This is a genomic window from Dyadobacter sp. 3J3 (assembly GCF_009801115.1).
Taxonomy (GTDB): domain Bacteria; phylum Bacteroidota; class Bacteroidia; order Cytophagales; family Spirosomataceae; genus Dyadobacter.
The window spans coordinates 151,785-177,841 of sequence record NZ_VTOL01000004.1 but is presented as its reverse complement, the minus strand read 5'-3'; the positions used below and the strand labels follow the sequence as shown (position 1 = coordinate 177,841).

Annotated in this window: 24 protein-coding genes and 1 pseudogene; 13 read left to right on the top strand and 12 right to left on the bottom strand. The window is 39.8% G+C overall.

The features are described from left to right. Nucleotides 1–82 precede the first annotated feature (82 nt). The 5 genes from yihA (at nt 83) to FZF08_RS10285 (ending at nt 4,342) form a co-directional block, all read left to right on the top strand. On the top strand, nt 83–697 hold the full coding sequence (yihA, locus tag FZF08_RS10305; protein WP_159468562.1) for a ribosome biogenesis GTP-binding protein YihA/YsxC: 615 nt from the start codon (nt 83–85) through the stop codon (nt 695–697). Nucleotides 698–883: 186 nt separating this feature from the next. Beyond that, complete coding sequence (locus tag FZF08_RS10300; RefSeq protein WP_159468561.1) at nt 884–1,378, top strand: DUF5606 domain-containing protein; 495 nt, start codon at nt 884–886, stop codon at nt 1,376–1,378. A gap of 85 nt (nt 1,379–1,463) precedes the next feature. Then, a complete protein-coding gene (gene deoC, locus FZF08_RS10295) occupies nt 1,464–2,123 on the top strand; it encodes a deoxyribose-phosphate aldolase (RefSeq protein WP_159468560.1) in 660 nt (219 codons plus the stop codon). Beyond that, entirely contained in the window at nt 2,120–3,250 is a 1,131-nt protein-coding gene (locus FZF08_RS10290; protein ID WP_159468559.1) for a glycosyltransferase, read from the top strand. Before deoC ends, FZF08_RS10290 begins: the two co-directional genes overlap by 4 nt. 141 nt (nt 3,251–3,391) lie before the next feature. After that, a complete protein-coding gene (locus FZF08_RS10285; RefSeq protein WP_159468558.1) occupies nt 3,392–4,342 on the top strand; it encodes a 3-oxoacyl-ACP synthase III family protein in 951 nt (316 codons plus the stop codon). A 179-nt stretch (nt 4,343–4,521) separates the two neighbouring features. Here FZF08_RS10285 and FZF08_RS10280 read toward each other — a convergent pair whose 3' ends face one another. Continuing rightward, a complete protein-coding gene (locus FZF08_RS10280) occupies nt 4,522–6,516 on the bottom strand; it encodes a M1 family metallopeptidase (protein WP_159468557.1) in 1,995 nt (664 codons plus the stop codon). 134 nt (nt 6,517–6,650) lie between these two features. Between FZF08_RS10280 and meaB the strand changes: the two genes are divergently transcribed. After that, nucleotides 6,651–7,646, top strand: coding sequence for a methylmalonyl Co-A mutase-associated GTPase MeaB (gene meaB, locus FZF08_RS10275; protein WP_159468556.1), 996 nt, complete (start codon nt 6,651–6,653; stop codon nt 7,644–7,646). 145 nt (nt 7,647–7,791) lie between these two features. After that, nucleotides 7,792–8,274: a DUF5004 domain-containing protein gene (locus FZF08_RS10270; protein WP_159468555.1), complete on the top strand. Its 483-nt coding sequence runs from the start codon at nt 7,792–7,794 to the stop codon at nt 8,272–8,274. Between the two features lie 221 nt (nt 8,275–8,495). Here the strand turns inward: FZF08_RS10270 and FZF08_RS10265 are convergent, their stop codons facing one another. Then, on the bottom strand, nt 8,496–8,927 hold the full coding sequence (locus FZF08_RS10265; protein WP_159468554.1) for a DUF4440 domain-containing protein: 432 nt from the start codon (nt 8,925–8,927) through the stop codon (nt 8,496–8,498). Between the two features lie 242 nt (nt 8,928–9,169). Between FZF08_RS10265 and FZF08_RS10260 the strand changes: the two genes are divergently transcribed. Next, a complete protein-coding gene (locus FZF08_RS10260; protein ID WP_159468553.1) occupies nt 9,170–10,045 on the top strand; it encodes a diacylglycerol kinase family protein in 876 nt (291 codons plus the stop codon). Nucleotides 10,046–10,077: 32 nt separating this feature from the next. Beyond that, a complete protein-coding gene (locus FZF08_RS10255; RefSeq protein WP_159468552.1) occupies nt 10,078–10,413 on the top strand; it encodes a translation initiation factor in 336 nt (111 codons plus the stop codon). Between the two features lie 178 nt (nt 10,414–10,591). Here the strand turns inward: FZF08_RS10255 and FZF08_RS10250 are convergent, their stop codons facing one another. Both FZF08_RS10250 and FZF08_RS10245 read right to left on the bottom strand, forming a co-directional pair. Continuing rightward, the gene (locus FZF08_RS10250) at nt 10,592–11,041 is read right to left on the bottom strand and encodes a hypothetical protein (protein ID WP_159468551.1); all 450 of its coding nucleotides are present in this window, start codon (nt 11,039–11,041) and stop codon (nt 10,592–10,594) included. Nucleotides 11,042–11,114: 73 nt separating this feature from the next. Continuing rightward, complete coding sequence (locus FZF08_RS10245) at nt 11,115–12,356, bottom strand: ABC transporter permease (RefSeq protein ID WP_159468550.1); 1,242 nt, start codon at nt 12,354–12,356, stop codon at nt 11,115–11,117. A 230-nt stretch (nt 12,357–12,586) separates the two neighbouring features. On the opposite strand from FZF08_RS10245, the pseudogene ggt reads away from it, so the two are divergent. Further along, nucleotides 12,587–14,353 (top strand): annotated as a pseudogene (gene ggt, locus FZF08_RS10240) (gamma-glutamyltransferase). 12 nt (nt 14,354–14,365) lie between these two features. Here ggt and FZF08_RS10235 read toward each other — a convergent pair. Together FZF08_RS10235 and FZF08_RS10230 are read right to left on the bottom strand one after the other, a co-directional pair. Next, nucleotides 14,366–14,869 (bottom strand): cupin domain-containing protein, encoded by a 504-nt coding sequence (locus FZF08_RS10235; protein WP_159468549.1) that lies wholly within the window; start codon nt 14,867–14,869, stop codon nt 14,366–14,368. 15 nt (nt 14,870–14,884) lie between these two features. Beyond that, a complete protein-coding gene (locus tag FZF08_RS10230) occupies nt 14,885–15,667 on the bottom strand; it encodes a DeoR/GlpR family DNA-binding transcription regulator (RefSeq protein WP_159468548.1) in 783 nt (260 codons plus the stop codon). Between the two features lie 58 nt (nt 15,668–15,725). Here FZF08_RS10230 and nudK point away from each other — a divergent pair, with 58 nt between their 5' ends. Further along, nucleotides 15,726–16,307, top strand: a complete 582-nt coding sequence (gene nudK / locus FZF08_RS10225; protein WP_159468547.1) for a GDP-mannose pyrophosphatase NudK — start codon at nt 15,726–15,728, stop codon at nt 16,305–16,307. Between the two features lie 41 nt (nt 16,308–16,348). Here nudK and FZF08_RS10220 read toward each other — a convergent pair whose 3' ends face one another. The 6 genes from FZF08_RS10220 to rpsU all read right to left on the bottom strand — a co-directional run bounded on the left by FZF08_RS10220 (nt 16,349) and on the right by rpsU (nt 22,212). Next, the gene (locus FZF08_RS10220; RefSeq protein WP_159468546.1) at nt 16,349–16,684 is read right to left on the bottom strand and encodes a YtxH domain-containing protein; all 336 of its coding nucleotides are present in this window, start codon (nt 16,682–16,684) and stop codon (nt 16,349–16,351) included. A gap of 78 nt (nt 16,685–16,762) precedes the next feature. Further along, nucleotides 16,763–17,491 carry an SIMPL domain-containing protein gene (locus FZF08_RS10215; protein ID WP_159468545.1) on the bottom strand — a complete coding sequence of 243 codons (729 nt, stop codon included), beginning with the start codon at nt 17,489–17,491 and terminating at the stop codon, nt 16,763–16,765. A gap of 158 nt (nt 17,492–17,649) precedes the next feature. Then, nucleotides 17,650–18,084 carry a MarR family winged helix-turn-helix transcriptional regulator gene (locus FZF08_RS10210; protein WP_159468544.1) on the bottom strand — a complete coding sequence of 145 codons (435 nt, stop codon included), beginning with the start codon at nt 18,082–18,084 and terminating at the stop codon, nt 17,650–17,652. Between the two features lie 293 nt (nt 18,085–18,377). Beyond that, nucleotides 18,378–20,963, bottom strand: a complete 2,586-nt coding sequence (locus FZF08_RS10205) for a phosphoenolpyruvate carboxylase (protein ID WP_159468543.1) — start codon at nt 20,961–20,963, stop codon at nt 18,378–18,380. 66 nt (nt 20,964–21,029) lie between these two features. Beyond that, the gene (locus FZF08_RS10200; protein ID WP_159468542.1) at nt 21,030–21,902 is read right to left on the bottom strand and encodes a tyrosine-type recombinase/integrase; all 873 of its coding nucleotides are present in this window, start codon (nt 21,900–21,902) and stop codon (nt 21,030–21,032) included. A 115-nt stretch (nt 21,903–22,017) separates the two neighbouring features. Then, entirely contained in the window at nt 22,018–22,212 is a 195-nt protein-coding gene (gene rpsU, locus FZF08_RS10195; RefSeq protein ID WP_090336895.1) for a 30S ribosomal protein S21, read from the bottom strand. A 157-nt stretch (nt 22,213–22,369) separates the two neighbouring features. Here rpsU and FZF08_RS10190 point away from each other — a divergent pair, with 157 nt between their 5' ends. Then, nucleotides 22,370–23,305 carry a phosphatase gene (locus tag FZF08_RS10190; RefSeq protein ID WP_159468541.1) on the top strand — a complete coding sequence of 312 codons (936 nt, stop codon included), beginning with the start codon at nt 22,370–22,372 and terminating at the stop codon, nt 23,303–23,305. Between the two features lie 138 nt (nt 23,306–23,443). Beyond that, complete coding sequence (locus tag FZF08_RS10185) at nt 23,444–26,014, top strand: zinc-dependent metalloprotease (protein WP_159468540.1); 2,571 nt, start codon at nt 23,444–23,446, stop codon at nt 26,012–26,014. The last annotated feature ends 43 nt before the right edge of the window (nt 26,015–26,057 follow it).

The following is a 26,057-nucleotide window of genomic DNA, read 5'->3' as shown; positions in this document are numbered from 1 at the left end:
CACTGCACCATCATTAGGATGCCTAAAATTTAATGGTACAAAGAAAACCAGTACCTTTGTATTTAAATTATAAACTACCACCATGAAAATTCAAGAAGCAAAATATCTTATGAGCAATTCCGAATATGAGAAATGCCCTAAGCCTGATTTGCCGGAATACGCGTTCATTGGTCGGTCAAATGTAGGAAAATCTTCATTGATTAACATGCTTACCGGAAAAAAGGGAATGGCAAAAACCTCACAACAGCCCGGAAAGACACAATTGATCAATCATTACTTCATAAACGAGAAGTGGTACCTTGTTGATTTACCAGGATATGGATATGCCAAAGTAAGTAAGACGGAGCGCGAAAAATGGGAAAAAATGATCGGCGATTATTTACATAACCGCGCTAATCTGATTTGCACCTTTGTTTTAATTGATATCCGTCATGACGCACTCGCTCCTGACCTTGAGTTTATGGAGGAATTAGGCCAGGGTGGAATCCCTTTTCATATTATTTTCACCAAAGCGGATAAACTTAAAGCGTATCAGCAAGAAGAACAGGTAAGAAAATACAAAGAAAAGCTTGCAGACCTCTGGGAAGAAGTTCCGCCAATGTTTGTGACTTCCGCCGAAAAAGGTGAAGGCCGGGAAGGGATTCTGGACACAATAGAATCTTATAATCAAACGTTTGAAAAACCTGGTGTCGAATAAGGTTTGCTTACCGACCAATCTTTCTGTTATTTTGCGGAAATTTTAATTTTGTCATATAAGACTTTCAAAAGCTAACTGCTTCAATTTCTGATCTTTTTAGTTATTAAGCATTCATCGATTGGTAGTAAGTCAGTTTGACAATCATTATCTATAAAATAAAGAGACCACTAATAGCATAAACTAAGGATGAGCGAGAAAGTAGAATCAACAGGAATGGAGTTGTTGAAAGAGATAGCTAATGTTTCAGGAAAAGGCGGATTATTCCGTATTTTGAAACCAAGCCGCGCAGGTGTTATTGTAGAAAGCCTGGATGAAAAACATGAAAAATCACTGATTGGGCCAACTGCACGTGTTTCTGTTTTGAAAGACGTTTCCATTTTTACCGAAGGTGAACAAGAATCAGTTCCTTTGGCTGACGTATTTCTTAAAATCAGAGAAGTACATGGCGAGGAAATCACTTTGCAGGTTAAGAGCGCATCAGACAAAGATCTTATTGAATTCTTAAATGAAATTCTTCCTGATTTCGACCGTTCCAGAGTTTACGTCTCTGATATCAAAAAGGTAATTACCTGGTACAATTTATTGTCGAAATACATCCCTGAGCTTTTTGTAGCTGCTGCGGACGAAACTTCGGAAGTTGAGGCAGAAACTGAGGTTGAGACTCCGAAAACCGAAATATAAAAATAGTATTGTATAAGATTGAGCAAAGCCCTGTCGTCCAGACGGGGTTTTTTCATTATCTTCTTTACCAGAATTCCTCCACTTCATGACAAACATTTCCCAATACATCGACCACACACTCTTGTCTCCAATCGCAAGCGAAACGGATATCCGGAAAATTTGTGAGGAAGCCTGGATTCATCAGTTCAAGGCCGTTTGTGTAGCGCCAACCTATGTGGCTTACACAAAGGAAATGTTTGAGTTTTGTCCTGTAAGAATTGAAATTGTATCAGTAATTGGTTTTCCGTTAGGTTATTCAACAACGGAAACAAAAATAACAGAAGCAAAAAATGCAATTCGGGACGGAGCTACGGAGCTGGATGTAGTCATGAATATTGCTCAATTTAAATCCATGGCCTATTTGAGTGTCCGGGAAGAATTGAAGCAATTATCTGATTTGGCCCATGAGAACAATGTGTTATTAAAGGTAATTATCGAAACGGCTTATCTTGATTCTTTCGATCTTTATACGGCCTGTGAAATTTGTACCGAAGCAAAAGTCGATTTTGTAAAAACATCTACCGGATTTGCACCGGCCGGTGCCGATATAGAAATTGTCAAAAAGATGCGTTCGATACTTCCGTCTGAAATCAAAATTAAAGCATCCGGAGGAATCAAAACCTATGACCAGGCGCTTGCTTTTATTGAAGCAGGAGCAGATAGAATTGGAACCTCATCTGGTGTTATGATGATGACAGAGAAATGAAACCGCGTGTATTGCTTCTGAGCACGGTGCATCCTTCGGCTGATCCGCGTATTATGTACAAGATCGCGCCATCGCTTGCCCGGGATTATGAGGTGATCTGCGTTTTGCCAGAGTTGCGCAAAAGTTCGGATGAAAAAGGTTTTGAAACGATATCATTACCCTTTTTTCAAAGTTTATTATCGAGGATTTTACTCTGTCACCCGGTTTTACTTTGGAAATGTTTACTTTTTCGTCCGGCAATTGTGCATATCTTTGTACCCGAACTGATTCCAATAGCGTTTCTTTTTCAATGGCTGGGAGCAAAAGTGATTTATGAAGTGCAGGAAAATCTGTATAAAAAATTCGCTATCAAACAGTTTAACAAAGCCGTAATTTATCAACAGATTTTTAAATTTTTCGACCGGGCCGCCAGAAAAAATTTCAACTGCCTTTTTACAGAACACGCCTATTTGAATGAATACAAAAATTTGCATCTCACCTCCGCTGTTGTTCATAACTATGTTGCCTTACCATTTATTGACCGGTATTTTGGAAAATATGAAAGGCATGTAAAAAAGCTGCCAGTGTTTTTCTACTGCGGCGTAATTTCAATGGAACGGTCTTTTGATGTTCTGGTAGCAGCGTTGATCAAATTAAAATCCCGTTATCCCGATTTTAAAATGCATATGTTTGGGAAGTTACAGTTTGGCATAACGGATGCAGAGAAATTACCGGATTTTGAAAAAATCAAAACGAATCTAATTTTTCATGGCTATACAGATTTGAAAAATGCTTTGCCCTATGCCAGGGGAGCGACGGCAGGAATTGCTTTACTAAAACCCGTTGCCGATTACATGGATTCCTATACTACAAAAATATTTGAATACATGGCCATGCAATTACCTGTGATAACTTCTGATTTTCCTTTATACCAGGATGTTGTAGAAAAATCAGGATGTGGCTTTTGCATTTCGCCTTATGACGCGGATATGCTGGCAAAGAAATTGGAATGGCTTATAGAGAATCCTGAAAAGGCGGAAATTATGGGCCAAAAGGGTAGAAACTCTTCAGAAACTCATTATAATTGGGCAAATGAAGAACAGATTCTGCTTCATTTTTATAGAAATTTATTGGAACCTAAAAAATAAGAACTTAAACAACTTAAAATATTTGTATAATTTTATAAACTTATTATTGAATTGTTCAAATATTTAGTACTATGCTTTCTACGAAATATTTAACTTTCGGAATTAAACAGAATAGTAGATTGCGAAGTCAACTTCTCAACCATGTATATTAATACACTCAGTCATTATCTACCAAGTGAAGTAATTGGTAATGAATATTTTACAAAACTCAACAATCTTTCCAGCGAATGGATTGTAGAACGCACCGGAATTTACGAGCGTCGCAAAGCCGGAGAAGGTGAGAATACTTCCACCATGGCCATTGAAGCCGTTAACTTGTTATTGGCGGGTGACAATGTTCCATACAGCAAAAATGAAATCGATTTGATTGTAGGAGGAACCTACACGCCTTATGATACGATCGTAACTGTTGCTCATGCGGTTCAGCATCATCTTGCATTGCCGGATATTCCTGTGGTTACGATTTCTTCTGCCTGTTCGTCATTGCTGAACGCCATTGAAATTGTTGAAGGATATTTTGCCATGGGGAAAGCATCTAAAGCCCTGGTAATTGTTTCTGATCATAACACGGCTTACTATAACGAAAGCGATACTGTTTCCGGCCATTTGTGGGGGGATGGTGCTTCGGCCATTCTGATATCGAAAGAAAGACAATCCGAATCGGATATGTTTATCAAAAAACTGATAACAGGTGGTGCTGCAACAAGTGGAAAAGCGATTGAAGCAGTAGTACTTCGGCCAAATGACCGCGGCGTGGTCATGCCTTTCGGGCGTGACGTTTTCCAGAATGCCTGTATTTATATGCCAAAAGTAAGTCAGCAGGTTTTGCAGGCTTGTGGTCTAACAATCGACGATCTTGATTATCTGATTCCTCACCAGGCCAATCACCGGATCAGTCTTAATGTGATTAATACCTTAGGAATTCCTGCTGAAAAACTGATTTCCAATATCCAGTATCTTGGAAACACCGGTTGTGCGGGTTGTGCCATCGCACTTTCTGAAAATAGATCCAAATTTAAAAAAGGAGAAAATATCGTTATCACGGTTTTCGGCGGAGGATATTCTTATGGTGCCATGTTGATAACGATTTGATATATTAGAACTCGCTATCGGCTTTCGGCTAAGCGGCTGTCATATTGATGCGAGGAACGAAACTTTGGAATATTGCAAAATGCCGGTAAACTGTAATTTGTGATATCGTCAATCAAATAAAAATAAAAGCCTCACAGAACTTAATTTCTGTGAGGCTTTTATCTTTTAGTTTGATTAACTCAATTCGCTTCCGTAGGAGTAAACTTCACAGGTTTCCAGGTATTATTTTTGGGGTTCATATCCGGAAGTTGATTATCCGGATCAATCGTTACGGATTTGATCGGCTGCTGTGTATCTGCACGGAAAATCCATTTACCGCCGCGCTGCCAGATTTCAACAGGCAACTCAACTCTTGTCTTTTTACCGTTTATTTCTTCAATATCAATTTTTGCAGGCATTGCAAGCTGGTCAAGATTTTCAATCGTGATGACCGATCCTTTCTGAGGATTTTGTTCAACGTAGGAAACATCTTTTACGCTTTGATCCAATTTATAATTTTCAAAAAACCAGCCTTTCCAGAACCATCCCAGATCCTCACCTGCTCCATCTTCCATCGTACGGAAAAAGTCATACGGCGTTGGATGTTTAAAAGCCCAGCGTTTTACATACAAATGAAAAGCATAGTCAAAACGATCTTTCCCCAGAATTTGCTCACGAAGCATTTTTAAACCCAAGCCTGGTTTGTAATAGGCTTCCCAACCCAGATTAGAAGGTTGAACCACATCCGGAATTGTCATAATAGGATCCGCATTATCACGGAACATCACCGGTGCCAAACGGTGCATATCACCCATCTGGTTGTCCTTATATTCTCCATTATTAAAATTATCTCCTGAAAGGAAGTTGATAAAGGTATTGAAACCTTCATCCATCCAGGCATATTTACGCTCGTTGCTACCCACGATCATAGGAAACCAGTTATGACCGAATTCATGGTCTGTTACGCCCCATAGATCATCCTTACGACTTTTACTACTGCAAAAAACAATTCCCGGATATTCCATTCCGCCTACAAGTCCGGCTACATTGGTTGCGACAGGATAAGTATATTCGTGAATATAATTTGAATAAAATTCAATACAACCCTTCACATATTCCGTAGCACGTCCCCAACCTTCCAGTCCGCCATCCTCAGCAGGATAAACGGATTGTGCAAGTGCTGTTTTTCCGTTTGGCAAATTCATACGTGCAGCATCCCAGACAAAAGCTTTTGAACTTGCCCAGGCCACGTCACGGGCATTTGTAGTATGAAATCGCCATGTTAAAGTACCCGATTGTTTTGGGCGTGAAGAAGGATTTGTAACTTCCTCAGCCGTACGGATCATCACAGTCTGATCACTTTTTGCTGCATCAGCCAGACGTTTTCTTTGTTCTGCTGTCAAAACTTCCGCCGGGTTAACTAATTCACCAGAACCTACCACGATATGATCCCAGGGAACTGTAACGGCATAGTCAAAATCACCATATTCCAGGTAAAATTCACCCGCTCCAAGATATGGTAGAACATTCCACCCTTCAATATCGTCAAAAACGGCCACACGCGGATACCACTGAGCCATTTCGTAAACGATACCATTTTTAGTTTCAAGCGTCCCCATCCGATCAGAACCGTATTCAGGTACTTTGAAAGAATAAGTAATTTTTATTTTAATTATGTCACCACCCGCTTTTACAGCATTCGTCAGACGAATTTGCATACGCGTATCTGAAATCAAATAATTCGCTTCTACGGCCTTATCTTTTCCTTGTTGAACGGAAACCGTTTTGATAGCATCTCCCCCATTGAAATTAACATTACCAAAACGTCCACCACTAATTGGCGTTGTTTTTCCTCCGCGGGATTCGGTATTAAATGAATTCTGGTCCAGTTGAAGCCAGATAAATTCAAGCGCTTCCGGACTGTTATTTTTGTAGGTAATTTCAACGTCGCCCGTAATTGTTTTCTCGGTTTCGTTCAAAGCAACGTTTATCTTATAATCTGCACGGTTCTGCCAATAAGCCGGACCAGGCGCACCACTACCCGTACGATACTCACTTCCAGGCTGAAAGTTAAATAAAGGGTGAAAAAGCACATGTGCATCGTACTTTGGCTTGTCCGCTTCCTGAGCGAAAACACTTAGGGATCCAAGGCTACACATGGCCATAACCCATAAGCGAGAAGAGAAGATTTTCATTCGTTTTGTTGAAAAGTAAAATATTAATTCTAAACGAACAATATACGGCTTTTAGCCTTTTTTCGAACAAAAAAGGTTTCATTATTGCTATTCATTAGCGAATTTTACAAACTTTTCATTTTTAATGAAACTCCATGCGCCAGCGCTTATCTGTTGAAGCTTATACAAAGGGTGTACTTTCGGCCGACACCATTGTTCTCAGCCGCGCGATCACATTAATTGAAAGCAAACTAAAAAACGACAAACTTCTGGCAAAAGCGGTACTGGAAAATATTCTCCCCCATACCGGAAAATCGATACGCGTTGGTATTACCGGTGTTCCGGGTGTTGGAAAAAGTACATTTATTGAAGCTTTGGGAAAACATATTACATCCCAGGAAAAAAAGATAGCGGTATTAACAATTGATCCATCAAGCAAAAAAACCGGCGGGAGTATTCTGGCGGATAAAACCCGGATGGAGGACCTTTCCAGGGATCCGCTTGCTTTTATCCGTCCATCTGCATCAGGCTTATCCCTGGGAGGCGTAGCAAGGAGTACGCGGGAAACCATGTTATTATGTGAAGCCGCCGGTTATGAAGTGATTATCATCGAAACCGTGGGCGTAGGACAATCCGAAACACTGGTAAAAGGTATGACTGACTTTTTTCTCCTGCTTATGCTTGCAGGCGCGGGAGATGAACTTCAGGGAATAAAAAAAGGAATTATGGAAATGGCCGACGTTGTTGCAATCAACAAAGCGGACGGTGCCAATAAAATTTCTGCGGAACTGGCCGTAACAGAATATCAGAATGCACTCCATTTATTTCCAAAATCCGATTCTGATTTTATTACAAAAGTAGTAACCTGCTCCGGTTTGGAAAACTCAGGTATCTCCTCTCTCTGGAAATTGATTATCGAATATCAGGACGAAACTATTAGAAACGGATATTTTGAAAAAAACAGACAGTCGCAAAACCTGGAATGGATGCATGATTATATCCGCCAAACATTGGAAGATCAGTTTTATGAAAATGTAATTATAAAAAAAGCTTTAGCTTCCTCAGAAAGATCGGTAAAAGAAGGAAACGAACTTCCTGTTGCCGCCGCCCAACGTCTGCTGAATATTTTTATGCAAAATTTGTTGAAATAAATAAGCACACATTAAAACCAACATTTTTCGCCATTAACTCAGATTTACCGCTCATTATGGCCTAAATTATCGTTCACCACAATTTTTACAGTATTTTTGAAGTTTGAATATGGTATTGCAACCTTAAAAACTTAATTCCTTCACTATGAAAATCCTGAATCGTTTTACCAAAACGGCTTTTTTTACATTTCTTATTATGTCAGTTGTCTTTGTAGCGTGTAAAAACGATGATGATAATACAACTACACCTGTTGATAATAATCCTATTGTTGGTAAATGGCAATTAACGGCTATTACGCCGGAAACAGCCGGAACTACCATCGCAGGTCTTGATTTGTTGCCCGCTTTGGCGCCCTGTATTTACAGTCTCAAATTCACTTTTACCTCCGATAATAAAGTGGCACTTTCTGATTGTGATGCCGCAGTAGCTTTAATAGGTGGTTTAATCAAAATTGAGAGTACCACCACCTGGAAAGTTGATAGTGGAAAATTGATTTTGACAAATGGTACTACAACAAACTCATTTGGTCTGACTCAAAATACGAACGACATGAAAATTGTTGTTAACACAAATACTACCGGAACGGGCGCAGCGGTTAATGCAGTTTTAAGCTTGAAGAGATTATAAAAAAAATCTTTAATACAAAAGAGGCAGGATTTGCCAGACAAGTCCGGCCTCTTTTTGCTCAAAAAAATTAATACCTGCAAGTTCAACACAAACAAAACTTTAAGCTGGACAGGAATACAGTCAAAAGTATTAATGTTAAGATCTTTAAGTGTCCTACTAAATCTTCCTCCTATTAATCAACCATCCATTTATCGTATAACTGGTATTATGTGAATGCTTTACTAGCTAGAATGATCACATATAATCGTCCATTTACCTTTCAACTTTTTCCACAGTAAAGTATAGTGCCCGCTTACGTCTCCTTTAACCGGTCTTTTCAAACTATATTTTCCAACCAGAAAGGCAACATCTTTTGCAGGAAATATCAAATTGATAAAAGTAAATGTCAAAGTGCCCATCGATGCACGATCGGGATAACGCTTTAAATAATTTTCGTAGGTCTTTTTATAGCCATAAGTAACACCTGGTTTTCCTACAAACATCAGGGAATCAGATTCCCAATAGCCGTTCATGAAAGATTTTACATCCCCACGGTTCCAATCTCCATTCTGACGTTTCAAAATAGAATAAATTTCATCGCGGTCAGCCTTCGACTGGGCCATTACAAAAGTGGTCAATGATAATAGAAGTAATGTTAAAACACAGTTTCTCATATTTTTTATGGATTTTTGTAAAATGTTTCTTTCGTTTAAAGATACAGGAAAGATTCTTTCCGGGATAGTTTCCATCAAAATACTCCCGGAACTCAAAAATTAGTAAACTGACTGGCAAAATGAGCAAGTTTGATGATATTTTCAAAAAGCTGGACCGACAAAAATATCCTTTTATCGACGGCTTGTACTACCTTTTTATTATCATTTTCATAGGTATTCTTTTTTTATTTTTCGCTTGATCCGTGGCAGATTCCTATTTATTTATCATTAACCCAAGTTCCGGAACTTCCATCGGACAGCACCCTGAAAAAATCTCAAATGCAATCGAAAACTTTGTAAAAAGCAAAGGCGGAAAATCGCAGATCATTTTTACAGAAGGTCGTGGGCATGCCACAGAGCTGGTGAAGGAAAACCTGGACAAAGAAAATTGGAAAGCTGTTATTGCCGTTGGCGGCGACGGAACTGTGAACGAAGTAGCCAAAGCTCTTGTAAACCGTTCAACGCCTTTAGGAATATTGGCTCTCGGTTCCGGAAACGGACTTGCGCGCCATTTAGGATTACCTCTAACATTGCAAGAAGGTCTAAAACGTCTTTTTTCGGGTTCAATCAATACAATCGATTCGGCTGAACTGAATGGAATTCCATTTTTCTGTACCGCCGGAATGGGTTTCGATGCTTATGTGGGCGATTTGTTCAGCAAGGCAAATTCACGTGGATTGGCCACTTATTTGAGCGTTTCACTTAAATCGTACTGGAATTACAAACCGCAGACCTATAAACTGAATGGCAAAAAGATAGAGGTTTTCTCCCTTTCATTTGCCAACGCAGGCCAATATGGAAATAATGCGTGGGTTGCGCCTCAGGCCAGCTTATTTGATGGCTTGCTGGATGTTTGTACCATTATTCCTTTTCCAACATGGTATGGTTCAAATCTGACTTACCGTCTTTTTACAAAAACGCTGAAACCTTCAAAATATATTTCATATCAGTTAGCTCAGGATGCGATTGTTGAGGCTGACAAACCTCCAATGATCCATTACGACGGCGAACCTTTGCAGTTGGAAACAACGCGGATTGAAATTAAAATAAGACCGAAAAGTTTAAGGGTTATCGTTTAATTGATTGGTAAAACTTCAATCTTAATCTCATTATGTCTAAAAAGAACCGCTCAGGGGTTATTTATTCAACAAATCCCGATTTTGAGTATTCCGATTCCAGCCAGGATGAAGCAGAAACATTAGCCCCTGCTCAACAGGATCTACGTGTATGGCTTGACAGAAAAGGCGGTGGAAAGGTAATTACCGTAGTAAAGGGTTTTATCGGAACATCAGCCGATCTGGAAGCATTAGGAAAACAAATAAAAGTACTATGCGGAAGCGGAGGCTCCGTAAAAGAAGAGGAAATCCTGATCCAGGGCGACCACCGCGAAAAGGTAATAACCTGGCTGGTTGGGAAAAGCTACAAGGCCAAAAAAGCGGGAGGATAAAAATAATGTTGAATGAGTGAATGATAGAATAGGTCGATCATCAGATTTTCCTTGCTACGAATAGCATGGGATGAAATAACCCCGATTCAATCCAAAAAAAGCAATTCGGGATATTACGTTCGTATCCCCCATTCTATCATTCACTGCTCCGGCAGCCCGGTAATTCTATCATTCAAAATTAAAGCACCTTAGTCGTGTCAATTTCCGTTGGCTGCTCAGGCTGAACTTTTGGGAAATTTGTTGGATTTTGGGTTGCACTACCCGCCAATACTTCGACATTGGTTACAAAAAATTTCGTATCACCATTCCAGGGAAGATTGAAGAATTTTTCTTCGTAAGTCAATGAAACACGGTGACCGCTAGCAATTGCCTGTTCAAGTTTTGCAATGGCATCTTTATTTTTCCCACTTACGGAAAAAGTCCATTCGGATGCATTCAGAGAACCATCTCCTTCATACAGACCGCCCATTTTCAATTCTCCTTCGTAGGTTTTAAAAACATATCCTTTGTTGCTGAGCCGGGTTATAAATCCGCCTCTCTTGCCTTCGCTGTAATATCCGAAGGTGAGATAATATAAAGCTCCAAAAACAATGGCCAGGAGAACGAAGAGAATGACCCATTTACGCATGATTAGTTCGTTAGTTATAATTTTGTGTGATATTAAAAGCAACTTCGGAAAACCGAATGATTTTTCCTACTCTTTATTTAGCCCGGATTGCAATCACCGGATCCATTCTGGATGCCAGCATAGCAGGAACAATGCCTGATAAAACACCAATAATACAAGAAACCGACAGGCCGAGTATTACATTTCCCGGCGTCAGAATAATGACCAGTGTGCCCAATTGCATAAAAGATAAAAGGTATACTAAAAATATGCCTACCAATCCACCGACGAGACTTAACATCACCGCTTCAAAAAGAAACTGAAAAAGTATAGAATAATTTTTAGCTCCAAGCGATTTCTGGATACCGATCAGGTTGGTGCGTTCCTTTACGGAAACAAACATAATATTAGCTATTCCAAACCCTCCCACTAAAATTGAAAAGCTACCGATAACCCATCCCGCGAGTGACAAAACAGAAAATAATCCCGACACAGCCTGCGCCGCAGCTTCTGGTTTATTGATTGAAAAATTGTTTTCGTCCTTCGGTTTGATTCCTCTTTTGGTCCGCATTAGCCCGATTACTTCCGCTTCCACTTCTTTCATTCCCTCATCACTTTCTTTCGCTTTCACCACAATATCCGGATCCGGCCGGCCCGACTGGAAAAGTTTTGCAAAAGCACCGTAGGTTATAATGCATTTTTTATCCGGATTTCCTCCGAAATCCACCAAACTTTCCCCTTTTTTTATCTGGACTCCAATGACTGTAAATTTATTTCCATTTAACTTAAAAACTTTTCCCTCAGCAATCTGGCCCGGGAAAAGTGCCTGCGCGATATCTGCTCCGATAATGGCCACATTTCTTGCATTTGTAGTTTCAAGCGGGATAAAATAACGGCCTGTCTCCAGAGGCACATCAGAAATTTGATTGTATTCATAGGAAACACCCTGAATCAGGGACGCAATACTGTTTGATCCGTTTTTCAAAGTAATATTTCCCTTGAAATCCATTACCGCAACAGCGCTGGCATTGTCAAGATTATCGTACAAATATTTATATTCCGCATTGGAAGGACTTGGCCATTGGAAATATTTCCACCACTGATATTCTCCGCCAAAACCCCATGGCCATTTTTGAACGTATAAAACCTTTTCACCGATAGCACTCATACTGTCGCGAATACTTTTTTCCAAAGAATCCACGATTGTAAAAACTGCAACAATGGCAAAAATACCGACCGTTACACCTAAAAGTGAAAGTGTCGTGCGGGTAATATTCGACTGCAATGCCTGCCAGGCAAACCGAAAACTTTCAAATATTTGCCGTAAAAATTTCATATGGGCTTCTTAGGGTAAAATTTGTCCTGTAAAAGATTGAATTCGAAAAGTTAACCGAAAAGAATTGTCCTCAGAAACAAATTAGTATAAAAGGTATTTTCAGCGTTTGAGTAGCTAAACGACGTGGTAATCATAATATAATTCTCAGAAATAATTTCAAATATCACGGATCATAACAGTCCTCTAATTTACATTTACTAAATTACATTACAATATCTGATCACCAAAACATGACTATACGCTACGTTCTAATTTCCTCCTTTTGCTTGTTATCAGGTCTTTTGGCGGCTCAGCAGCCCGTTAAAGAATCGCAGGGTTTTTATCAATTTCTTACCGATGACCCCAACCAAAAACCATTTTACAATGATCGTGTCGGGGTTTATGCAAAAAATGGTGTTGTAGCGTCCGCGCATCCAGAAGCTTCACGCGTGGGTATTGATATTTTGAAAGCAGGCGGAAATGCGATTGATGCCGCCGTTGCTGTTCAGTTTGCGCTGGCCGTTGTACACCCTTCTGCCGGAAATATTGGTGGCGGTGGCTTTATGGTGATTCGTGAAAAAACAGGCAAAACATCCAGCATTGATTATCGGGAAAAAGGTCCTTCGAAAAGTGGAAAAGACATGTATCTTGACAAGGATGGTAACGTAATTCCTCAGCTGAGCATTTTAGGAAGGCTCGCCTCAGGCGTTCCGGGATCTGTGGATGGCATGGTGGAAGCACATGCAAAATATGGAAAATTGTCCTGGAAAGAAATTTTGCAGCCTGCTATTGATCTTGCTGTAAAAGGAGTTGTTCAAACTGAAAGAGAAGCACGAAGCCTCAATTCAATAAAAAAAGATATCATAAAACTAAATCCCGGTACTAAATACTTTCAGCGTCCAGATGGAAAAGACTGGTCAGCCGGAGATACTTTGGTTCAGAAAGATTTGGGAAAAGTATTGTCCCGCATCCAGAAAAAAGGCCGGAAAGGTTTTTATTCCGGAAAAGTAGCCCGACTTCTGGTGAAAGATATGAAGTAAAAACATGAAGGAATTATCAGCAAAAAAGATCTTTCAGAATACCATGCAAAATGGCGGGAAACGATTTCCGACAGCTATAAAAACTATAAAATAATCACGATGGCTCCGCCTTCAAGCGGAGGAATTGCTTTGGCTCAGCTGCTCAAAATGGTAGAACCTTATCCACTGAAAAAATGGGGCTGGAATACGGATTCAACGGTTCAGGTGATGATTGAAGCGGAAAGACGTGTGTATGCCGACCGTGCGAAATTCCTTGGCGATCCTGATTTTGTGAAAATTCCGACTGAAACCTTACTTAGCAAAGATTATTTACAGCAACGCTGGAAAGATTTTTCTTTTGACAAAGCATCCGATTCCAAAAATATAAGCGGCGGTGTTTTCCCAGGTTATGAAAGTACGGAGACGACCCATTTTTCAGTAGTTGATAAGGAAGGTAATGCCGTTTCTGTAACAACGACTTTAAATGGCGGGTATGGCAGTCGTGTGATTGTGAAAGGCGCAGGATTTTTTATGAACAATGAAATGGACGATTTCAGTGTAAAAGCCGGAGCGCCTAATATGTATGGTTTGGTTGGAAATAAAGCAAATGCAATCGCTCCCGGAAAACGGATGTTGTCTTCCATGACACCTACTATTGTGGAAAAAGATGGAAAATTATTCATGGTTGTCGGTACGCCGGGCGGTTCTACGATTATCACCTCTGTTTACCAAACCATTCTGAATGTGCTGGAACACGGTATGACGATGCAACAAGCTGTGAATGCTTTCAAATTTCACCATCAATGGCTACCGGACAAAACTGTCTTTGAAGCCGGAGCTTTCACTCCCAATACGATTAACAAACTGCAAAGCAGAAGTTATATCATTGAACAACAACGAAATTCCATCGGGAGGATGGATTGTATCCTTGTTCTCCCTGACGGCTCGCTCGAAGGCGGATCTGATCCACGAGGCGACGATACCAGTATCGGCTATTAACCAGTAAAAAACTTAACGGGTCAGTTCTTCGATCAGCTTTGCATGCTGGGGAAAGCTGGCCCGCAATGTATCCCGGTCGGCCATTTCAAAATCTTCAAAATCAAAACCTGGCGCAACGGTACAACCCACCAACGCATATTTACTTCCCGAGGCAGGACGTGAAGCAAACCAGGTATTGGCAGGAACCACAGCCTGAAATGTTTCGCCCTTATCCGGATTATCACCCAATCTGATCACATCCAGTTTACCTGACACGGGATAAATTACAAAAATTTCCAGCGCCTCTCCCTGATAAAAATGCCACATTTCATCAGATTTAATTTTGTGAAAGGCTGAGAAATTGTGCTTTTCCAAAAGGAAATAAATTCCGGTTGAGAAAGAGCGGTTTCCTGTAAAACTTGCTGGTAATGCATTTTGCGGAATGCTATCAAACGAGCGGTACGTTTCGGCATAATATCCGCCTTCCGGATGATCCAGAAGATTATATTTTTCAATCCAGTAGCTGGCCTTTTTCATAATTTTTAGCTTTAATTATTTACCCGATTTAACCGGCTTTTCAATCTGGTCAAAAGCGATAACCTTCACTCCCGTTTTCTTTATTTTATCAGTTTCGGGAGTTTTTTTGTTTGTAATCATCACGTCCAATGCATTAAGCGGAGAAAATTGAAAATATTTATCCTGACCAACTTTTGAAGCGTCGCACAAAAGATAAGAAACTTTTGAGTTAGCAAACATCGCCAGCGTAATTCCAGCTTCAATCTCACTAAAAGCACTCAAACCATTTTCCACGGAAATTCCGTCTACACCAATAAAGGCGCGGTCCGCTTTGTAACGTCCAATATGCTCTTCCGCTATACGCCCATGAACGGCCTGCCGCTCAGCATCGATTTCTCCGCCAATCAGATTTATTTTAACAGACGAATTCATCAATTCATAAACCACAGGCAGTGAATTCGTGATCACGTGGATTTTTTTGTTTCTGATAAACTGGCATAATCTGAAAACGGTACTGCCGCAATCCATAAAAATGATATCATTTTCCTGAATTTCCTTCGCTGCTAACCGGCAGATATTATCCTTTTCTTCGACATTGACTGCTGCTTTATTGGCAAAATGAAAAGGAATTTTTGTCAGCTCCACTTTCATGATACCGCCGTGGGTACGATAAACGAGTCCATCAGCCGTTAACACGGTCAAATCACGTCGTATGGTAATTTCAGAAATCGCAAGTTCATCTGCTAATTCCTTGACTGTAACTTCGCCGCGCTCGTCCAGAATATTTAAAATAATATTCTTTCTTTTTTGAAAGTTCATAAGAAATTGTACATTTGTTCAAATATAATCATTTTTAATCAAAAACGATCAATTAGCTATGAATGATAAAATCAACCTCGTTTCCGAAGAAATCCTTTCCGACAATTGGTACACATTAAGAAAATTCACCTTCGACTATCAACTTTCTGATGGTCGCTGGGAACGCCAGTCCCGTGAGGCATATGATCGGGGAAACGGGGCTACCATTTTACTTTTTAACAAAGAAAAACAGACCGTAATCCTCACCAGACAGTTTCGTTTACCAACTTACACAAACGGTAACACGACTGGAATGTTAATCGAAGCGTGTGCCGGATTGCTGGATAAAGATAATGCGGAAGACTGTATAAAACGGGAAACGGAAGAAGAAACCGGATATAAAATCAAATCGGTAAAAAAAATTTTTGAGGCTTACATGTCGCCGGGCTCGGTAACGGAGATACTTTATTTCTTTGTCGCAGAATATTCTGCTGATATGAAAGTAGGTGACGGAGGTGGATGTGATACCGAACAGGAGAATATTGAAGTAATGGAAATTCCTTTTTTTGAAGCCGTTCAGATGATAAGTTCGGGAGAAATTAAGGATGGAAAAACGATTATGTTACTGCAATACGCACAAATTCACAATCTTGTCAAATGAAAAACGGCGAAGAAAAAGTCTCTCTTCGCCGTCCGATATTTTTATAATTGGGCCGTTGATGGTGTTACCGTATTGATATCGCTTTCAGTTTCCGCCGTCGTTTTTGTACCTGTGAATTTATCGATCAAATCCTTTAAAAACTGTTCGGCATCCGGAAAGTTTGATTTGATCGCTTCTGATCCCTTTGTTTTCAACTCCTGAAAATATTCCGGTGCCTTATCTACAGCGCCTTCTGCTTCTGCTTTTAAATCACTGGCTTTGGTTTTCAGATCTTCCAGAAGTTTTTCGCCTTCTTCGGTCTGTAAATATTTATGTGCCGCTACTCCGGCAGCTGCGCCAAGAATAAATGTTGCGAGGTGTTTTGCGTTGATGCTCATTGTTTTATGTGGTTCGTTTGACAAGATGAATATACTAATATTTAAAACAAGTTGCTTGTATTAAAATATCGTTCCAGCCTACTTGATCTCAAAAATCGCCTGCATCCGGTAACTGATCTTTATTTTCTGATATTGAAGGTCACTATCCTGAACTGAGTCCGCAGATTCCGAAGCAGCCATCATGCGCATATTTGCTTTTGCATACATCGGCTGTGGATAATTCACATTGTCCTCTACCTCTCTGATTTCTAAAACCGGCCCCAGTTTTTGATCCACCGCTTCCAACAAATAAGCCGCTTTATCTTTCGCCGCTTTCAAGGCATTAATTTTTACCTGTTTTTTAAATTCTTCTTTTTTAGAATGATCAACGCGGGCAATATTAGCATATTGGATTCCACGACTTTCTACTTTTGATAAAATCCCATCCAGCTTATCTGCCCGATCCACTTTCAGTTCATATTGTTTGTTTTCGAGGAAACTGGCAGGCTTTTTCTTTTTGTCAACATAATTCTGATAACCTCCTACGGAACTGATCGAAAGTGCTTCTTTCGGTAATCCTGCTTCTGCAACAGCTTTGATCAATTGCTTTTCAAGCGTGCTGATAATGACTTTATCCTTCTGGTTTTTTTCGTCATTAAAATATTCTCTTAAAGAAATACTGAAATAAAGCTCATCCGGAACAATCTCCATTTCTGAAAAACCGGATACTTCAATTTTACGTTGCAGCGGCTGCTGAACGATAGTAGTTTGTGCGAATGATGACAATGTTGTAATGAATAAAACACTAAAAAGAATGATCTTTTTCATGGCGTAATAAATGAAATGATTAAAAAAATTATCGTATCTGCAAAAGTCCGGGCTGATAACTGTGCAACATACTTCTTGCAAATACGATAATAAGATGCCAAAACAGGCGGAAAGGTTTAAACCGTTAAGGAAAGATTCACAACTGTTAACATTTCATGTTAAGTGAAATTGCTGTAAATTGAGTCCATTATCCTAACAAAATGCTGATAATCTGCCTCGTCCAGATCTCCCCAACCTTTTCTACGGATTTCAGCCACAATTGGAAAAGCTTCATTATAGGTTATTTGCCCTTTTTCAGTCAGAAAAAGATTAAATTTTCTTCTGTCTCCAACCGCCAGTCCACGTTCTACAAGACCTTTTTTCTCTAATAAATCAATAATCCGCGTTACGGTTGGCGGATCTTTAAAAGTTAATTCTGCCAATCCATTCTGACTAATTCCTTGTTCACGGTATATATGGTCGATCAAAACCCATTGATCTACCGTCAAATCAAAGCCTGCATCGATCAATTGTTTTTGTAAAGCGTTTCTGATTTTTTTAATCGTCGTGTCAATTTTGAAAAAATAGGCACGGTGATCGGAGCGGTGTGTCATTATAAAATCATTAAGATGTTCAATAGGAATTATTAAAATGCCATAGTAATTACCAAACTATTGGTCTACTAATAATTATACTGTAAATATTGAAAAAAATTTAAACAATTAATCCTTTTACTACTCATTTGATTAGGATTTTCTCATTTTTCACACCATACTCGCAATAGTTTCAGAATATTCTATGTAAATCCCATACGTTACCTTTTTAATATAGTCACAAAAAAATAAGCCTGACAAATTAAATTGTCAGGCTTACTAAACGGTATCAGAATTGATAAACCAGAATCAGATTATGCAGAATTTCTTGCCGCATTAATAATTCCAAACATGGCGCGCATGATCAACTGATTATAAGTTTCCACATCTACCGGCAAAGTTTTTGGATCTTCTGCCAGCATTTGAAGTGCATATTGCTGTATCGTGATCAAAGGTAAAACGATGCGTTCACGCACTTTGATAGAAACCTTTGTCACATTATTGCTGTCAAGCAATTCCTTTTGCTCCGAAACATCAAGCAATGTATCCAGCGTCAGTTTGAATTCAGCATACATTTTATCCCAGAATTCTGTATATCCTTCTTCATCACGAAGATATTTGGTAGCTGGGAAAAACGCTTTGGATAACGATTGCATCGAGTTTTCAATCAAAGTCCGGAAGAATAAAGATTTCTTATAAAGATCTTTAATCGCTTCTTTTTTACCATCTTTTGAAAGTTCCTGAATAGCCGTTCCGAATCCGTAGAAACCCGGTACGTTCTGCTTCATTTGCGCCCATGATCCCACGAATGGAATAGCACGTAAATCTTCGAATTTTAAGCCTTCGTCATCATTTCCGCGTTTGGTAGGGCGACTACCGATATTAGTCTGACCGTAGAAACGTAACGGAGTTTTCTTATCCAGATATTTCACGAACATCGGATGATTTTTCAGATCAAGGTAAGAAGTATAGGCAGCCGCCGCCATTTCTTCTAATAATTCCTTATCCTCAGCGTTCAATTCTTCTTCTTTTCTATCGCCGCGGAAAAGGTGATTTTCCAGCCCGGCGGTGAAAAGTCTTTCCAGATTGTACATGGCAGTAGTAACGGTTCCATAATTTGAACTGATCGTTTGCCCCTGTACTGTCAATTGTATTTCTTTATCTTCAATATCTTTTCCTAATGAAGAATAGAAATTATGGTTATTTCCACCGCCACGCGCCGGAGGACCTCCACGACCGTCGAAGAATGTAACCTTAATTCCATACTCACGGGATACTTTTGTCAATTCTTCTTTGGCACGATAAATAGACCAGTTGGCTCTTAAGTACCCACCATCTTTTGTTCCGTCCGAGAATCCAACCATGATCGTCTGGTGCTGATCACGTTTCAACAAATGGTTTTTATAATATTCATTGGTATAAAGCGTACGCATAATTTCCGGTGCATTCGCCAAGTCATCCACCGTTTCAAACAGTGGAACTACATCAAGCGCCAAATATCCGTTTTCGTCAGCAATCAGGTTTTTCGCCAAAGCAACGACTTGCATCACATTAAGCGCCGAAGTGTTATTACTGATCACATAACGGTGTGCACCTTGCTCCCCATTAAGTCCCTGAATGGTTTTGATCGCGCTGATTGAACCCAGAATATCTTTCGTAAGCTCATCTTCGTAATCTTCAACACGTAAAGGAATATTTAGAGAAAGCAACAAGTCAATTTTTTTGCTTTCATCCCAATCCTCGTAGTCACTATATTTCAGTAAAGGAATTTTCTTTTCAAGTCTTTTCAAAATATCCTCCCAGGCCTTTCCATGTTTCCGGCTATCCTGACGTACATCAAGACTTGCAAAAAAGAATCCAAAAAGATTAAGTTTCAGGATAAAGTTATCCAGAAGCTCCACAAAAAGTCCCTGATGTTTTCCAACGAGCACCACACGCGCCAGCAAAAGTTCATCAATTAATTCCTGGGCATTTTTATATCCTTCTTCAAACGGCCCGAAGATCGTACTGTTCATTTTACGTTCTGCAAGCGCAATAGCATCTTCAACACCTTTAAAAGTCAACCGGCGTTTCAGGTTACGAATGTCACGATAATATCCTCTGAGAAGCGTTTCGCGCAAACGCGCCGCTACCTGCAAAGTCGTATCTGCACTTACAAACGGATTGCCATCACGGTCGCCACCCGGCCAGAAGCCCAGACGGAAAACATTTGGATATGGCCAGTCGTGTACACTCATGCCCAGACCGTCAATCAGTTTGATCAGAATCGCAGGAATAGCATCATAATATACGTTTTCCAAAAACCAGCATAAACTCACCGCCTCATCAAAAGGAGTTGGTTTTTCATGATTAATGAAAGCTGTTTTTCCAAGCTGGAGAAGCAACTGGTTCACTTCGGTAAAATCATTAACCTTGATGGAATCTTCAAGATCATTGATAATTCCCAAAACTTTGCCCGAATAAAACTGTGTCGGATGGGCAGTCAGCACAATACGTACACTGAAATCTTCAAGTTTATCTAATAGTTTTTGTTTTAAAGACTCATTATCCAGACGGTCCGTCAGATACGTGATTGATCCTTTTCCGTTTAATTCATGTGTCTGGTCAAAAGCTGCATCTTCAACCGAATCAAACAAAACAACCTGTCTTTCAATGTATTGAATAAAAGCAAACAGAAGATCTGTCCGTTCTTTCGGTGTGGCAGTTACCAGTAACTCCTCAAAGAAAAGCTCAATGATTTGCTTTGGAGATTTCCCTTCCTGAAAACCCACCTCACTATGTTGTGTCAGCAAAGGAAGTAAAGAGCCTGTCTGAAAAATTCCCCTGTAAGGCAAACTTAGAAAAAGGCTATTGAAAATATTGTACTTAGTAACAACTGCGTCCTGGAAATTGTTATTCATAATGGCGTGACAAAATTTTATTTTGAGACTGGCAATGCAAAACAAATATACCTTAAAAAATCGGGATCAGGCCTTTGGATGGGCTTGCTGATGCGTTTTTTTAAGTTTTTCTATTGAATTATGTGTATAAATCTGAGTCGCGGCAAGATTTGAGTGACCCAGCAACTCCTTAATTGCATTCAGATCCGCGCCGCGATTCAACAAATGCGTTGCATAAGTATGGCGTAAAACGTGCGGACTTTTTTGCGACAAAGTAGTAACTTCTGAAAGGTATTTTTTAACGGTTCGCTGAATAAAAACCGGATACGCTGCTTTGCCGGAATCTGTAAGAATTAAAGCTCTTATGCCCTCTTCCGGAGCCCGCAGCATCAGATACTCTTTCAAAAACTGAACAAGCAAACTTGAAATCGGAATTAACCGCTCCTTTCCTCTTTTACCAGTCACGCGAATAATTCTGGCTTCAAGTTCAAGATTATTAATTTCAAGGTCGATCAGCTCCGAAAGTCGCATACCTGTTCCGTATAACAATTCCATGATCACCCGATCCCGGTGACCGATAAAATCATCCGTAAATCCTTCTGAATCAAAAAGTGATTCCATGGCTTTTTCTTCAACAAACGCCGGGAGTTTCCGCCGCGTTTTCATGGAAGATAAAATGGATGAAGGATCTTTGAGTATATGTTTACGACGGCGTAAGAATCCGTAGTAAGATCTGAGCGATGCCATTTTCCTGTTGACAGAACTTGGATTTAATCCTTCTTCCATCAAACTGACAATCCACGACCGGAGCATTACCGAAGTAGCCGTTTCCGGTTTGTCCACCTCATATTGGAACAGCAAATATTTTCTAAACTGATCCAGGTCAGTCCGGTAGGAAGTTACCGTGTGTGCGCTGGATCGTTTTTCAAATGCTAAAAATTCCAAAAAGGGCTCTATCATGGCCCTAACGTACAAAAAAGGGATGTCTAATACAAGACAACCCTTTTCCTTAATGTTATTGCATGGGATATAATTTTCCCATCCTACTTTTCAACAGAAAAACAATTCAAAAGAACTAGTCTTCCAGGTGACCGTAAGTTTTTTCTTTGTATACCGCACGCAAAACTTCGAAACGACGCTTTACAGATGGTTTTTCGAATGCGGTACGAGAACGAAGCTGACGCATTGTGCCAGTTCTTTCAAATTTCTTTTTGTAACGCTTCAAAGCGCGATCGATCGATTCGTTGTCCTTAATGTTAATAATCAGCATGCTTATAAGATATAATGTTCTTTGAACTGGTTTTCTGAAATTGGACTGCAAAGAAAAGACTTATTAAACAGAAAATCAAGAAATAACTCATTAAAAATTAGGGATTTTTTGCAACTTGCCCATTATAATGAAGGGATTAACCCATTAACCATCGCCTATGAGCTCCCGATTGGGTATTATTGATTTAGGAACGAATACATTTCATCTCCTGATTGTTGAAAAAAATGGTGAAAATATCACTACGCTTTTCCATAAAAGCCAGCCAACTCAGATTGGTTTGGGGGGAATCAACAAAAAACGCATCACAGACGAAGCAACGGAACGTGCGCTGAAAGTGCTGCGGACTTTCCGTGAACAGCTTGATATTTTTGAAGTTTCAAAGGAAAACACTTTTGCGTTTGGCACAAGCGCAATCCGAAATGCCGACAATCAGGGTGAATTTTGTGAAATTATTTTGAAAGAAACCGGTATAATCATTACCGTAATTGATGGTAACCAGGAAGCAGAATATATTTACAACGGTGTACGGACTGGTGTAAAATTGGGCAAAGAACCTTCGATGATCATGGACATCGGCGGCGGAAGCGTGGAGTTTATTATTTGTAATGAAAAGCAGATCTTTTGGAAACAAAGTTTTGAAATCGGCGGTCAGCGTTTGATGGAAAAATTCATGAAAAATGATCCTATTTCCGATAGCGACAAAAAACGTTTATATAATTATTTTGATGAAAACCTGATTCCGCTCGCCAACGCAGTTCATCAATATGCGCCTATCAAACTTGTCGGTTCTTCCGGGACTTTTGACACACTAATCGATATGGATTATCAGTTTCGGACAGGCGAATGGCCGCCAAAAAATCAGACAGATTTCCCATTATCTCTCGAAGAATTTTACCGCGCTTATGCATTGATTCTTTCAGGAAGCCATGACGAAAGAATGGCAATTCCAGGCATGATCGCCTTACGTGTGGATATGATTGTTGTGGCAGTTTGCCTTGTTGATTATGTTTTGAAAAATCATAAGATTCCGCAGATACAAGTTTCAAGTCACGCATTGAAAGAAGGTGTTCTGGCAAAATTATTGAACTTATAATTCTATACATCTCAAATATATACCAGTGCTCTTGGATCTCTTTCCGGCAAATAATTTTGCCAGAAAGAATCTATTGTTGCCATACCAATCAAATTCCTATTTTTGTCAGATCAATCCTAAAATACTTTCTCAAACTACATGAAATTCACAAAAGTCCTCCTTTTCCTTTGCTTAACGTTAACCGTCACTTTTGCACAGGCACAAAAGAAAAAAGACAAAAAAGAAGACGATAAAAAAGTCGAAAAAGCAGTGGACGCTGTTGCTGATGCTGTTAAAGACAAGTTAAAAGACGAAAAGAAAAAAAATCCAAAAGATTTTAAAGATTTTTTCGATGATTCTGCCAAAAGTCAGAAAGGCATGATTTCGGTTTACAAAATGTCTGACAAATGGTATTTTGAAATACCGGATACTTTATTGAACAGAGATATTATGGCTGTAACCCGCTATTCAAAAGCAGCAGCGGGCGGCGGTATTTTTGGCGGGGAAGAAGTAAAAAGACAAATGCTCCGCTGGGAAAAAGGCCAGGATAATAATATTCTACTACGCTCCGAGACAGTCGTGATGGCAAGTCCGGATAGTACTAAACCTATTTTTCAGGCCGTAAAAAATTCTAATTCAGACCCGATTATTGGTATTTTTGATATTAAAGCATTGAAAAAAGGTGACAACGAAAAGTCTTCGGTTATTGATGTAACCGATTTTTTTAATGCTGATAATCAGATATTCTCGCTCAGTCCGATTGTAAAGCAGATTCATAAACTGACTTCATTTAAAAAGGAAGCGTCATACATTGAAAAAATGAACGCTTATCCTATTAACACAGAAATTCGCACGGTAAAAACTTTTACCGTCGTTCCGCCAGCCATTACTTTGACGCCCGCTCCAACTGTTGGTTCTTATTTACCGTCGGGATATGACGCCGGCGTTGTGACCATTGAATTGAATACTTCACTGATTCTTCTACCAAAAACACCCATGCGGAAACGGATCTTTGATAACCGTATTGGTTTTTTTGCCAATCAGTATGCGGTTTTCGAAGAAGAATCCCAGAAATCTGACAACGAAATTTTTGCCGTTCGCTGGCGCTTGGAACCGAAAAATGCAGAGGATGCAGCCCGACAAAAAAATGGAGAATTGATTGAACCTAAAAAACCGATCATTTACTATATCGATCCTGCGACGCCTGAAAAATGGAGAAAAGCATTAAAGGCAGGTGTTGACGACTGGCAGGTCGCTTTTGAAAAAGCTGGCTGGAAAAATGCTATCCGCGGAGAATACTGGCCGGAAAAAGATACGACAATGAGCCTGGAAGACGCCCGTTTTTCGGTAATAAGATATTTCGCCGCTGATATCCAAAATGCGTACGGACCCAATGTCCACGATCCGAGAAGTGGCGAAATCATTGAAAGCCACATCGGCTGGTATCATAATGTGATGCGTTTGCTCCGCAACTGGTATATGATACAGGCAGCAGCCGTCGATCCTGCCGCGCGTAAGAAAACTTTCGACGACGAACTAATGGCGCAGCTGGTACGCTTCGTCTCGTCACATGAAATCGGGCATACGTTAGGTTTGAGACATAATATGGGCGCAAGTTCTGCCACACCCGTTGAAAAATTGCGTGACAAAGCCTGGCTGGAAAAAAATGGACACACGTCGTCAATCATGGATTATGCACGTTTCAATTATGTAGCGCAGCCAGAAGACAGCATTACAAATCTTTTTCCAAAAATTGGCGACTATGACAAATGGGCGATCAAGTGGGGATATAGTTATTTACCCAATACCAATTTAAAAGAAGAAAAGGCAATTTTGAATACCTGGACGAAAGAAGCTTATAAAAGTCAAAACTTACATTTTGGAACAGAAAACAGTCCATATGATCCGCGATACCAAACAGAAGATTTGAGCGACAATGCAATGAAAGCTTCTGAATATGGTATTAAAAATTTAAAAAGAATTGTCCCAAATCTGATTTCCTGGAGCAAGGAAGATGGTGAAAGCTACAAAGAACTGGATGAATTATATGCCAATGTTATAGCGCAGTATCGCCGGTATTTGGGACACGTAATCAAAAATATTGGAGGAATTTATGATACGCCTATTACTTATGACATGGAGGGAGAAGGATTTACCACCGTTCCAAAATCCACTCAGAAAGAGGCTATTACTTTCCTTAATGCACAACTGTTTAAAACACCAACCTGGCTGTTAGACCAAAATGTATTAAAAAAGATAAAACCTGAATCGGGTGTGGAAGCCATTAAATCTTTACAGGAATATGCGCTTAATTCCCTGCTTGCAGGTGACAGAGCGGTCCGCTTGATAGAAACCGGCGTATCAGCCAAATATTATACCATCGATGATCTTTTTACAGACATTGACACAGGACTTTGGTCTGAGGTAAAAACCGGTCAGGCAATTGATATTTACCGAAGAAACCTGCAAAAAATTCATGTAGAAAAGTTAATTGATTTGTTAAAACCTGGGAAGGCAACGGTGGTTTCTATACCTGCCGGAGCACTTTATGCTTCAAATTCACGTGTAGTTGAACTTGAAAAAACAGATCTGCCATCCGTTGCACGCGGACATTTGGAAACGCTCAAAGCTTATGTCAAAAAAGCAATTCCTTTGGAAACCGATACAATGAGCAAATATCATTTGAAAGATGTTTTGCAGAAAATTGACATAGCCTTGGATCCTAAGTAAAAATTCAAATATAAAAGGGCAGATCTAAATCACGAATAAGCGA